Origin of the sequence: Polaribacter sp., from assembly GCF_965660385.1 — a bacterium.
In the GTDB taxonomy this organism is placed as follows: Bacteria; Bacteroidota; Bacteroidia; order Flavobacteriales; family Flavobacteriaceae; genus Polaribacter.
In genome coordinates, this window is the sequence record NZ_CBFHZT010000060.1 from 1 (window position 1) to 14,222 (window position 14,222).

The 14,222-nt window shown below is 31.8% G+C and carries 8 protein-coding genes; 2 read left to right on the plus strand and 6 right to left on the minus strand.

What is annotated here, in order from left to right; translation table 11 throughout:
- From ACTG3V_RS13495 to ACTG3V_RS13520, 6 genes are all read right to left on the minus strand, one after another.
- Positions 1-2,117 (minus strand): DUF6298 domain-containing protein (locus ACTG3V_RS13495; RefSeq protein WP_439132695.1); only part of this gene is annotated, 2,117 nt, incomplete at its 3' end.
- 23 nt (positions 2,118-2,140) lie between these two features.
- Entirely contained in the window at positions 2,141-3,841 is a 1,701-nt protein-coding gene (locus ACTG3V_RS13500) for a polysaccharide lyase (RefSeq protein WP_439132696.1), read from the minus strand.
- Positions 3,842-3,867: 26 nt separating this feature from the next.
- The gene (locus ACTG3V_RS13505) at positions 3,868-4,536 is read right to left on the minus strand and encodes a DUF3826 domain-containing protein (RefSeq protein WP_439132697.1); all 669 of its coding nucleotides are present in this window, start codon (positions 4,534-4,536) and stop codon (positions 3,868-3,870) included.
- Positions 4,537-4,540: 4 nt separating this feature from the next.
- Positions 4,541-6,244 (minus strand): pectate lyase family protein, encoded by a 1,704-nt coding sequence (locus ACTG3V_RS13510; RefSeq protein WP_439132698.1) that lies wholly within the window; start codon positions 6,242-6,244, stop codon positions 4,541-4,543.
- A 150-nt stretch (positions 6,245-6,394) separates the two neighbouring features.
- Entirely contained in the window at positions 6,395-8,356 is a 1,962-nt protein-coding gene (locus ACTG3V_RS13515; RefSeq protein ID WP_439132700.1) for a RagB/SusD family nutrient uptake outer membrane protein, read from the minus strand.
- A 21-nt stretch (positions 8,357-8,377) separates the two neighbouring features.
- Positions 8,378-11,719: a SusC/RagA family TonB-linked outer membrane protein gene (locus ACTG3V_RS13520; RefSeq protein ID WP_439132701.1), complete on the minus strand. Its 3,342-nt coding sequence runs from the start codon at positions 11,717-11,719 to the stop codon at positions 8,378-8,380.
- Positions 11,720-12,022: 303 nt separating this feature from the next.
- Between ACTG3V_RS13520 and ACTG3V_RS13525 the strand changes: the two genes are divergently transcribed.
- Entirely contained in the window at positions 12,023-12,934 is a 912-nt protein-coding gene (locus ACTG3V_RS13525) for a dihydrodipicolinate synthase family protein (RefSeq protein ID WP_439132702.1), read from the plus strand.
- 14 nt (positions 12,935-12,948) lie between these two features.
- On the plus strand, positions 12,949-14,222 hold a 1,274-nt coding region (locus tag ACTG3V_RS13530; protein ID WP_439132703.1), incomplete at its 3' end, for a sodium:solute symporter.

The following is a 14,222-nucleotide window of genomic DNA, read 5'->3' on the forward strand; positions in this document are numbered from 1 at the left end:
TTACTTAATTGATCCCAAGCTAAACCTTGTCCACTTCTTGCAAAAGGTTGTTCGTAAAAAGGTGCCCAAACATCTGTATCTATTCTGCGTGTTCTTTCATGATCGTCCATTCTTCTCTCATACCACAAACCATAATTATGCTCTAAAGCAACAATATTCTTCTTTGAAAAATTGTTTACAACTTCTTCTAAATCATCTGTAAAGCCTTTTCCTTTTCTTCCAGGAACAAATCTCGTAATATGTTCGGATGAATTTTTAATTTCATGATTTCTTAAACTTCCTCTCCACCATTGTACATTTACAACTTTTCCTGTAATCACCTTTTCATCAAAAGTTAACCAACCGTTTTTAATAATTATTTTTGATGTACTTTTTTTATCATCTTCTAAAAAAGTTTCATTTTTTACATCTTTGATAGATGGTATGTTTTTAGTTTCTGCAGAAAACCTGTTTTTTTCTGAAACTTCTATGATCCATTCTTTTAAGGTTTTTGCGGGCTTAAAAGCTTCTTCATTTAATTTTTTCGCTTGCTCTATAGTTGGACTTGATGTAGGTTTTGAACCTAAAGGAAAAACGTATGGATTTACAGGAAGCTTACCTAATCTATTTTCTAACTGAGCGTAAAATAAACTTCTTGGAAATATATGATTGTTTACGTCTTTCCATTTACCATTACCAGTCATTATACCTGCCCAAACACCAAATGCCCAATTTTGTGCAGTTGGTGGACTGTAATTTTCTATTTTAGATGCTGAAGATTCCCAAATTACGCTATTTGCTGCTGTCCAACCTGCACCCCTACCTGATTGTTCACGGTTATGATAACTTATGGCATTTCCATCAATATTTACAATATCAAATAAAACTCCTGTTGCCCAACTACCTATTGCACCACTGTTGCTATATGGCAAATACGATTCGCATTGTACAAAAGCGTTTGGTCCTGCAGTTGCATAACCACCAACAGCAAAATCATGATAACCATATTCTGAATAACATCTTTGAAATAACGTTTGTTCTCCTTCTGTATAAAATGTGTGACGTCTAAATGCTGCGATTTCTGAGATAGGGACTGTTGCAATACAATCTTCTATAGTAACTTGTTGCACCGTTTTTAATAAAGAAACTGCACCACCAGCTAAATGCTTAAAATCTATTTGACGAACCCATGCATTTTTTACGTTTTGCATTGTAATGCCAAACCATCTGTGTAATTCGTCTTTTTTATTTTTTTGATCAAAAGTTGATGAAATACTTAAGTTTTCTATTCCAATTTGTTCTATTCTACCTGACCAAGAATATTTAATAACTTTCGCTTCTCCAAAGTTATCATCTAAAGTCATTGTTAAAGGAGCGTTTAGTGTTATTTGATTTCCATTGATACTTTTTACAACTCTATTCCATCTAAAATCCCAATCTCTTGTTTTCCAACCAATCCAACCAGTTTCTCCTCCAAAATAATTCATTTGTAAGGTATCTATTAACTTTTGAGTTAATGGTTTTTGAATTACGATATCATCAGAAACTTTTAATTTTGTAGCATCTTTTAATTGAATTTTCTGACTCCCTAATGGCGTATAATTTGTACTAAAACTTAGTGTATCTTTAAGTTTTTTATCATTTTTACCTAAAACACTAATAATAGCTTCGCGCTTAAAACCCGTTCCTAAAAGTATTGTTTTATTATTTTTATTTCCACTACCTCTTAAAACTACACCAGATTTTTTTATGTATAAGGTTCCTTTAATTTTAAAAGTTCCTTTATCTAATAAAACTGCGCCTCTAAAACCAGCTACATTTGGTTTTAAGTTGCTTACATAGTTAATAGCTGCTTGTATATTTTGTGTAGCATCTGTATCTTGATTTGGTACAAATATTTTTGCTTCAACTTGCGGAATTGCAACTTCTGAAGCTTGATATCCTGCATATGAAAAATCTGGGATTTTATTACCTAAATTATCAGAAACATAAGAAATACCTCCATTTTTATTCTTAACAATATCTGGAAAATTTTGCTGAGAAAAAATGTGAGAAATGCAAAAACAGAAAGCTAGTATTATAAAACATTGCTTTCTGTAGATTGTAAAAAGTTTAAATTGTAAGTGATTAATACTCAACTTTATTGTTTTTAAGTTTTCATTTATTGTAACAAACCGTTAGATAATTTAATTAACGTATCTGAATTATTTTCTGCTTTAGTCCAATCTATTTTTTGTAATGGATTGATGCCGTTAAAATACTTTTCGATGTTTGTATATCCATCTCCATTTAAATCTTTATTTGCATCTGTTGGATTATTTGGATCTAAACCAAACTTCTTTTCCCACTTATCTGGTATACCATCACCATCTGAATCTTTGTAAGCTTTTCCTTTATATTTTGGATAGCCTCCAACTTGATCTGGATGCGTTATAATTCCTTTTTTATAAGAATCCGCAGGTAATCTTCTTTTGATAAATTCTTTACCAATAGTGTTCTCTAAACCTTCTTTATAGGTGATTTTACCTGTTCTCACATACTTAATTACACGTTTATCTACAGCATCTCGCTTTGGTAATGTTGCACCAGCATTATCTAGTACAAAATTATAAGCTTCTTGTGCATCCATAATAGATACATGAGCCATAGGAAAGGGTTTAGCTTGTTTAATAAGCGCTAAATAATCTTTGCTATTTTTATTGTTTCCTAATTGAATTCCTCCATTCCAGTTATTCATTGTTACTTCTGGTGAACCTGCTACATAATTTCCATTAACATAAGCGCGTCCGTATGTTTTTGGTTCCATATAACCTGTTTCAGGTTTTAGAATTCTGTAACGAATTGGCTTATCTTCTGGTGTAATTGGTCCAGGTTTGTAATAATTATTTATGATGTTAAACATAGATCGATAATCACCTCCATCTACAGAACGATTCCACCAATTAAACAAAACATTATTTACAAAATTAAAACTACCAAACATCCCCACAGAAGGATTTCTAGAGATATTATTTGCCCATAAATTTCTTATAAAAGTACTATTCAATCCACCTATAGTACTACCAAAAGCATGGTTGTAAGTATCTAACCCTTCTGAAGAAATACTATTTTGTATGGTAACATTTACAGCTGGTAATTTTTCTAATTTCGATTTAGAGTTTGCTTTAAATTGATGTCTGTATAAAGATATGTTTTCGTCTAAACCCCAACTTATTGAGCAATGATCTATCATCACATTACCGATAACATTTCCACCTAAACCATCATCTCTTCTTGTAACATCTGTAGCTCCACGTCTAAAACGCATATGGCGAATAATAATATCATGTGTATCTAACAACACAGATTCTCCTGCAATACAAATACCATCTCCAGGAGCAGTTTGACCTGCAATTGTAATGTAAGGTGCTCTAACACTAATTGGTTTTTTTAAATGAATAATACCAGATACATTAAACACAATAGTTCTTGCTCCAACTGCTTCACAAGCTTCTCTAAAGGTACCTTTTCCTGAATCTTCTAAACTTGTTACTACAAATATTTTTCCTCCACGTCCACCAGGAGTAAATGCAGCACCTCCTTCTGCTCCAGGAAAAGCTGGTATTTCTGCTTTTATCAAATCTCCAGGATATGCAGCCCAAGGTATGTATGGTCTCCCGTTTTTAGCTTCCTCTAAAATAATGTGATAATTATCTTCCCAGATTTTTTTTAACCTTGCATCTTCTTTTGCTAAAATTGAATCTGTTTTTGCTTGAAGTTCATGAGGAATTTCTGGATATTGTCCGAACGATATTTGATAAACCAAACAAAAGAAGGTAAAAATTAAACCCTTTTGAAATTGTTTATGTGTTAGATTTTGCATTTTGATACTATTTTGACTTTTGTAATCTAGTTAGAATCTTTCTTTTTACGAGCTTCAATACGCTTGTACCAGCCATCTCTTTCTTTTTCTAAATCGTAGCCTCTTGCTGATAAATAATTATTTATTCTTCCTTTGTATTTTCCAAACCAAGCATGTTTTTCTTTAGAGGAACCAGCATCCATTGCATGTTCTCTTGCCTCTACTAAATTGTCGTAAATATATTTTTTTTCTTCTTCGGTTAAACTAGGAATCATATCTTTAAAAGCAAAAAAAGTTTTAGGCACAACACCGTAAGTCATTCCATCTTTTACGGCATCAACTTTATCGCTAGATAAATTCGTAGATAACTTTTTTAAATAAGACTTGTGCAATTTATGTAACAACTTATCTGCTTTCGCATTTATCTTTTCAATTTTTGACTTTTGTTTTGCTTCTGTTTTGTTTGATGTTTTAACTGCTTTAATTTTCGCATCTTTTTCATCATGAATTTTGCTTAAATTCTGATATTGTTTTGCGATGATTTGTACAATTAATTCAGACTTACTTTTATCAGATATCTCTAAATTATCTACAATTTTAGAAGCTCTTTTCTCTGTAACCTTTATATATTCAGGATCTAAGTGTTGCTGAGCAGTTAGACTAATCGTAAATAAAAATATTAGCAAAAAACTTAAGTTTACTTTTTTATGAAACATAATTTTATTTTAAAAGTGGACTAGTTAACGTTTCTTTATTATTATTTAAATCTGTCCAATCAACTTTAGATTTAGGATTTATTCCGTTAATATAGTCTTCTATATTTGTATAACCATCGTTATTTTGGTCTCCTTTCGCATCTGACGCGTCATTAGGGTTTAATCCATTCTTTTTTTCCCAAGCATCTGGCATTCCATCTTTATCAGAATCCTTATAAGGTGTTCCTGTATATTTTGGGTAACCACCAACTTGTGCAATATCTGTAATAATTCCTTTTTTATAAGAATCTTTAGGTAAACGTCTGTGTTTAAAATGATAAAAAGAATCAGGATTTAAGTCTTTTACATATTCTGGAACACCAGTTTTTACAGTTCTTGCAATTCTGGTATCTACGGCATCTCTAATTGGTAAAGTAGCACCTGCATTTTTTATGACAAAATCATAAGCATCGTCTGCAGACATAATATTTCTAAACCAAGGCATTGGCATTGGCTTATTTACTTTCATTAATGGGAAATATGTTTTAGCTTCTTCTAAATCCATTTCAACTCCTTTCATATTTTCCATTTGAATACCACCATCCCAGTTATCTTTAGAAACTTTTTTATTATTTTCAACAATATTTCCGTTTACATAAGCACGACCGAATACAAGATGGTCTAATTTACTTCGACCAGATTCTGGTTTTAAAATTCTGTAACTAATTTGTTTATCTAAATCGGTTAACGGTCCTGGTTTAAAATAGTTATTGATAATATTATATTTGGCAGTATAATCACCACCATCTATAGAACGATGCACCCAATTAAACATCACATTATTCACAAAATTAAAAATACCATTCCAACCAATAGATGGGTTTCTACCAGCATTATTTGCCCACATATTTCTAATAAATGCACAATTTTCTCCACCTAAAGTACTACCAAAAGCATGATTATAAGTGTCTAAAGCTTCACCAAATAAACTATTTTGAATGGTAATATTTACGGTTGGTTTTTTCTCATCTTTATAAGTTGCACCAGGGCTGTACATGTGTCTGTAAATAGACATGTTTTCATCTAACCCCCAAGTTGCTGAGATGTGGTCTAACATAATATTTCCTACAGGATTTCCTCCAATAGCATCATCTCTTCTTCCCACAAAGGTATCACCTCTACGAAAACGCATATGACGTATTACAACATCATGCGTATCTATCCAAACTGTTTCTCCTGCTACACAAACTCCATCTCCAGGAGCTGTTTGACCAGCAATGGTAATGTAAGGAGCTCTTATAATTAAAGGTGTTTTTAGTTTGATGATTCCTGCAACGTTAAATACAATAATACGTGCACCACCTTTTTCGCAAGCTTCTCTTAAAGTACCTGGTCCGTCATCTGCTAAACTTGTAACTGTGTAGACGTTTCCTCCTCGTCCACCAAAAGTATACATACCTCCACCTTCCGCTCCTGGAAAAGCTGGTATTTCTGCTTGTGGTAAATCTGTTGGTCTACTTGCCCAAGGAATATATGGTTTGCCCTCTCTAGCTTCTTTCTGAACTATTATTTTTGCTTTTTCCCAAGCTTCATCAGAATGTCTGTAAGCTTCTTCTTTAATTTCTTTTTCTTTTTTTCTATCTTCCTCTGTTAGTTTCGGATATTGCGCATTTGCATTAAATATTCCTAAAAATAACATGAATAAAGTGTAATAAACTGTTTTCTTCATTTTATTTGTTTTTATCATTTAAAACATACAAATTGTGTACCACAACAAGTATATTTTAAAATCTTTACTATTTTTTTGTATTAAAATTATTTAAAAAAAATACCTGCATTAACATAAAAGCAGGTATTTTAATTTAGTTAATGTATTAAATTAATCTAAAGGATTAAATGTACCTCCCCATCCTTGGGTTTGTTCTAAATATGGTGCCGTGTTTAATAGATTTTGATAAATACCAAAGAAATAATATTCATTGTACCATTTAAAACTAAAATCAGTTTGATCTACATTATCTCTAACAGTTACCTCAAAATGATTATCATATAAATAATCTACGTATTCTTCATAGGTTGTAATTCCATTAGGATAAGTTGTAGCATCTCTATTTATAATAGGTGCACCTGGACCTTTCAAAGGATCTGTTCCTCTACCATTTTCATAAATAGTATTTGCATCTAATTTTACAAAAGTGTAATACCCTTGTCTTCTAGATCCTTCTATTGGTGTTTGATCTAATCTTGAACAAGTTCCAAAATCATCATTGTAAAGTAACCATCTTCTTAAGTCATGAAAACGTTTGTTTTCGTAAGCAAACTCAACTTTTCTTTCATTAATTACAGCAGCAAAAAGTTGATCTCTAGAAGAAACTGTTGCTAAACCATAATCTCCATCATTATTTGTTACCCCTACTCTTGCTCTGATTGATTTGATGTAATCTTTACCTTCTGCTAAATTATTAATTCCGATTGCAGATTCTGCCAAATTTAAAACCACCTCCGCAAAACGAATTTCCATATATTGATTACCATTATTCTGAAAAGAATTGATATTTGAAGAGTTAGGGTTTGTAAATTTTCTTAAAAAGATACCTGTACCATCTCTTTGATTATTTGTTTCTATAGTTGGCTTATCTGGTTCAGCTGCTAAAGGGTACCAATAATATTCCCAATGCTTGTAATTTGGGTCTTGAGCATATGGCCATATACTACCATTATAAGCAAAAGTATTGTAAAAACGAGGATCTCTATTTCTGTAAAATTCGTTTAAATTTCCATTAGGATTGTATGGTGTTCCATCTGCCATAGGAAATGCATCCATTACATTCTTAGTTGGATGAATGCCTCCATTACCACCTTGATCTCTGGTACGTGACTGATATTCTGTATAATTGTTCTTTTGAAATTCTCCAGAATTTGCTGCAAAATCATTAAATCTAAATCCAAAAACAGATTCAATCGTATTTTGATTAAACCACATATTTTCCCAATCTGGATCTAAACCATTACCTGCAGCTATGCACGTATTATATGCTGCTAAATTAGCTTCATAAGCACGCTGCCATCTTGATTGGTCGTCAGCTCTATTAAAAAGTGGACTTGCCCAAGTTAATAAAACTCTACCTTTTAGTGCTGCTGCTGCTGCTGCTGTAATTCTACCAGCATCATCTTGCGTGTATGGTCTTCCTCGTTCAAGTAACATTTGAGACATTTCTAAATCTGCGACGATTTGATCGATGACTTCAGATGAAGTACTTCTTGGAGTTTGATTTTCTGGATCATCAACATTACTTGGTTGTGGCTCTAAAACTAGTGGTATACCACCATATAATCTTACCAATTCAAAATATTGCCATGCTCTCCAGAAATAAAACTGTCCTTTTACTTGATCTTTAAAATCTTCATCTAGCCCTGAATAGTCATCTACATTACTTAAATATAAATTACAATACCTAATTCTTGTCCAAGTATTATTTGTAACACTTGCCCTAACTGCTTGACCAATTGAATATAAACAATGGTTATTTAAGGGTGAGATATCTGGGTATTCTCTATTTAAATCTGTTTGACCTGCAATTTCATCTGATGATTTTGTAAATAAGTCAGCACTAGAATGCTCAACTGCAGCTCTAGACCACATAGCCATATTTGCATTTCTATCTGGCAACATTAAATAGTACAAATGATCTAAGTATGCATTTGATAATTCTTCATATTGATAAACTTCTACATTAACACTAGAAAAGTCTCTTTTTTCTTCAATAAAATCTGCACTACAACTACTAAGTAGCACTAGCGTTAAAAAAGTTACTAAAATTTTAATATTTATATCTTTCATAATTATATTCTTTAAATAAAATTAAAAACCAATATTTACCCCTAAAGAAATTGTTCTAAGGTTTGGATAATTATCATAGGATCCAGAAGGTGGTAATCCGAATTCTTTGTAAGGATTGTATAAAATAAATGGATTTATAGCAACTAAATTAAGTCTGAAACTATCAACACCCATTTTTTCTGATATGTTTTTTGGTATAGTATATCCTAAATTAATATTTCTCATTAGTAAGCTAAAACTACTTACTTGCCAAAATCTTGAGCTTACTGTATTTATACCACCTTCGCTATTTGGTGAACCTTCATTAATTGAAGAGGATAGATTTGGAATATTTCCTGTTGGATTTAAAATTGGATGGTACATATTTGCCCAAAAAGAAGGTCTGTTTTCATAGTTTCCACCAATTACAAAAGAGTCAAATGCATCTTTTGCTCTACCAATTTCTCGATAACCACCCCAATTTACAGTTAAAACTGTACTAAAGCTTAACCCTTTATATGACATTCTAATTGCAGAATTAAATCCTTGAGGACCTCTTGCTGGTTTTTGTAATTGAATTTGATCAAATTGATCAATAATTCCATCTTTTTCTGCAAATGTTTGAGTTTCTGGATCCCATTGACCTCTAACATCTCTATAATACAACATACCTGGTTGAAGTTGATCTGCATCTATATCAAATACTTTGGTAATACCAGTTTCTGCAATATAGTTATCGATATCTTCTTGTGTTTTAAACATTCCTTGATAATCGTATCCCCATACACCTCTAGCTTGCCCAGGTTGACTAGGTTGCCAAGGATACCAAAAATCTGGATTCGCAAAATTACCTTTAATCAGTTCAAAATTTGACCAGTTTGTGTTAACGTTGACTGAATAGCTAAAATCGTCGCCAATATTATCATTCCAACCTATACCGATTTCAGAACCCCATCTGTCCCATCTACCAGCGTTTGATGGAGCTGTAGATCCACCTACTGTAAAAGGTACACCTGCTGTTAAATCTACAAGTTGTTCTTCTCCTATATTGTAGTAACTTTCGAAAGTTGTAGATAATCTATTGTTCAAAAACCTAGCTTCTACACCAATATTTGTTTTTATTTCTCTACTCCACTTTACATCTCTGTTAGCTTGCCCATTATCTTCTAAACCCACAGATAAGGTAGAGTCATCTCCAAAAATAGCACCTTCACCATCTTGAAATTGAAAAGTTTGACGCCATTTCCAAGGTCTAATATCATCATTTCCTGCTAAACCAACAGAACCTCTAATTTTTAAATAATCAAAAACACTTGATTTAAAGAAATCTTCTTTAGAAATAATCCATCCACCAGAAATAGAGTAAAAAGAACCCCAATAATTTTCTGGTGCAAATTTTGCAGAAGCATCGGATCTAAATAAAAACTCGGCAAAATACTTATTATCATAATTGTAATTCAATCTACCAATATAACCTAAATCTCCAGACTCAGACTTTCTGTTAATTGAATTATTTTGATCAAAATCTCCTGTTGTTTGAAGTAAAGTTCCATTAAAATACTCTGGAATACCATATTTAATTACACGAATTTCGTTAAGTTCTCTTTCAGCCCTTTCAACTGCAAACAAACCAGAAAAACTGTGTTTTCCAAAATCCTTATCATATGACGCTTGAAAACGAGCTTGTTCATTTTTACTTTTACCAAAATCGATTAATATTCTATCATTATTTACAACTTCTTGCTCTAATCTTATAGAATTTGTTCCTAAAGGACCTGAACCATCTTCATAAACGATGTAAGTTTGGCCCTGTGTGCTTAGTTGATCTGCACCAAAGAATTGATATAAATTGTAAATACTACCTTTTTGATCACCACTATTACTACCTTGTTGTCTAGAATAATTAAGGTTTAACTTTAAACCCTCTATAAAAGGCACTTCATAGGTTAAGTTTACATTAGCTGTAATATTGTTACTTGAATTATTAGACAAATTATTTAAACGTAATAATTCACCATAATGAAACTGAAACAATTCATCTCCCCCATCAGAACCACTTAAAACAGCAGGCAACCCATTTACATACATTGGCATAAATGGTGTTCTGTTTTGCAATTGTCTGTAATCGTCTTCACCTGATTGATTTCCAATTGAACTAGCTGTTCTGCTAACATCTGTAAAATACCCTGAAACCTGAAAATCGACTTTTAACCCTTTTCCAATATTTACATTCGTACCTGCTCTAAAAGACCAACGATCATAAAATAATGAACCTAAATTACCATCTTGTGTAAAATAAGAAATACCACCAAAATAAGTTGCATCCTCTGAACCTCCAGATATGTTAAGGTTATGTCTTTGTGTACCTGCAGGTGACCAGTATTGATCTAAAGCATTATAATTTAATGTTCTAAAATGCTCTAGTTCTGCAGGAGAAAAGAAATACTGACTATTTGGTGCAGGATCATTAGGATCATAGTTATTCCCAATATTATTTCTTGGATTAACACTATTTAAAATATTAAACGTTTTACCATACTCATACGCGTTTAAAACTTTTGTTCTATAACTTTCATCTGCAATTGAAAAGTTACCACTGTAAGTAAATTTCGCTGGCCCTTTTTTACCTCTTTTCGTTGTTACTAAAACAACCCCTTGAGACGCTCTAGAACCATAAATTGCTGCAGCTGCATCTCTTAAGAAAGAAATACTTTCTACTTGAGAGGCATCTAAATTATTAAACTGTGTTGGATCGCTAAAACCTGTATTTGGATCTATCTGAACCACACCATCAATTACATATAGAGGATCTGTAGCCCCAAGAGCTGTAGCAAATTTAGACCTCGCTGTTTCCCCTGTAAGTGGACTTCGAATACTTATTCTAGCAGGAGCACCAGGTCTAGATTCACCTCCTGTTACACTTACCCCTAAAACACGACCAACAAGTGCTGAAGCTAAATTACCCACAGGTAAATCTTCTACTTCATCTCCTTTAATACTAGAAACTGCACCTGTAATGGCTTCTTTTTTTTGAGAACCATAACCTACAATAACAATTTCATTTAATGCCTGTGCATCTTCTTGTAAAACAATTCTGAAAGTTGTTTTATCTCCTATAGGATATTCAACTTTTTTCATCCCTATATATGAAAAAGCTAAGATTGCGTCCGGTTTTACTGTTAGTGTAAAATTACCATCAAAATCGGTTACAAAAGCATTTGATGTCCCTTTTTCAATAACATACACTCCTGGCAAAGGATTATCAGACTCATCTACCACAGTACCACTAATAGATATTTTATTTCCAGAATTTTGAGCAAATGCAGAAAAATTTAGCATGCTAACAAAAAACAAAATACATGTCTTTATAAATATTTTATTCATACTTATTAATTTAATTTACAATTATTTAAAATAATATTAGAAAATTGTATCATTTTTTTGATTATAGATTATTAGTCTCAGAGTGCTAATATTATCAATTTAAGAAGAATTACGTACCATTTTTGAACGGCGACCAATTTTATAAATCTCTTATTTTTTATTTGCAGAACTTTGACATTATGATAATAAATATATCACTTTATTATCGGTAACAAACATATTAACCACTATTATTTATAAATATTCAAAATAATTCACTGATTTAAATCAAAAGCTAACAACGAAAATTAATACAAATAAAGTATGATAAACGGTATTATTACACCTATGGTTACTCCACTTTTATCTGATAATGTATCATTAGATGTAAAGCACACAAAAAACCTGATTGAACATATTATTTCTGGAGGTGTACATGGATTATTTATTCTTGGAACAACTGGTGAAGCCACCAATTTAAGTTATAAAACTAGAGCCAAACTTATTATAGAAACCTGTAAAATTGTAAACAATAGAATTCCTGTTTTTGTGGGTATTACAGATACTTCTATAGAAGAAAGTATAGCACTTGCTGCTATTTCTAAAGAAGCAGGAGCTGCAGCTGTTGTAGCTGCACCACCTTACTATTATGGACTAGGTCAAATTGAACTATTTAAATATTATTGGAGTTTAGCAGACCAAGTAGCTTTACCATTATTCTTGTACAATATGCCTTCGCATACCAAAACAAATATTGAGATTGAAACCACACTTAAACTTGCTGAACATTCCAACATTATTGGTTTAAAGGATAGTTCTGCAAATATTGTTTATTTTCAAAAGCTAGTTTATTTATTAAAAAACAAAAATTTCTCTTTGTTGGTTGGTCCAGAAGAAGTTACCTCACAAACTGTTTTAATGGGTGGAAATGGCGGAGTTAATGGAGGATCTAACATGTTTCCAAAATTATATGTAGCCCTATACAATGCTACAATTGCAAAAGATTTTCAAAGAATTGAAGAGCTTCAAGATTTAGTCATGGAAATATCTACCAAAATCTATAGCTTAGGTTCTTTTGGATCTAGTTATTTAAAAGGAATGAAAGGAGGCTTAGCAGCTTTAGGTATTATCGATGCTAATATTGCACCACCATTTCAGTCTTTTGAAGAAAAAGAAATGAATGCTGTTAGAAAAAATATAGAGCATATAAAATCTAAACTTGACAAAGTTCTTTAATAAAATAACCAAAGATGAATACTATAGATATTATTGTATTTTTTATTTATATAGCAGGAATTGCTCTTTTTGGAGGTTCTTTTTTTAAAAAGAATAAAACTTCGTCTTCTTATACCTTGGGGAATAAAGATATTCCAAGTTGGGTGGTAACGATGTCTATTTTTGCAACTTTTGTAAGTAGTATTAGTTATTTGGCATTACCTGGTAATGCATTTCAATCTAATTGGAATGCCTTAGTTTTTAGCTTATCATTACCTATTGCAACACTAATTGCTGTTAAATATTTTGTGCCTTTATATCGAAAAATAAATAGTCCTTCTGCCTATACATTTATGGAGCAACGTTTTGGTGCTTGGGCAAGAATATACGTGTCCCTTTGTTATTTATTAACTCAGTTGATGCGTATAGGAACCATATTGTACTTATTAGCTTTAACGCTTAACGCGATTACAGGTTGGGACATTACTACCATTATTATTTTTACTGGATTAATTGTTGCAGTTTATTCGATGTTAGGAGGAATTACAGCAGTACTGTGGACAGATGCCATACAAGGTGTTATTCTTATTATTGGTGCTTTTGCTTGTATTGGTTTTATTTTTTACAACATGCCAGAAGGACCTTCTCAAATATTTAATATTGCTAATGAAAATGATAAATTTAGTTTAGGCAGCTTTGATTTAGATTTGAGTAAACCTACATTTTGGGTAGTTTTAATTTATGGTGTTTTTATAAATCTACAGAACTATGGAATAGATCAAAATTACGTACAGCGCTACATGGTTTTAAAATCTGATAAAGAAGCACAAAAATCTGCATTAATTGGCGGTTTAATTTATTTACCTATTTCTGCTCTTTTCTTATTTATTGGTACATCGCTTTTTGCTTATTATAATTCTGCAGAAGTTTTGCCTGATACCTTACAAGATATTAGTAAAGCAGATCGTGTTTTTCCTCATTTTATAGTAAACGCATTGCCACCAGGATTAACTGGCTTAATGATTGCCTCTATTTTTGCGGCTGGAATGAGTACTATTTCTACAAGTTTTAATAGTTCTGCAACTGTTTTTTTAACAGATTACTATAATAAATATTTTAAGAAAGATGCTACTGATAAAAAACGCATGCAAGTGCTTTATATTTCATCTGTAATAATTAGTATTATTGGAATTGCCATTGCTATTGCTATGATAAACGTAAAAAGCGCTTTAGATGCTTGGTGGAAATTATCCTCTATTTTTAGTGGTGGAATGTTAGGTTTATTTTTATTAGGAATTTTCTCTAAATC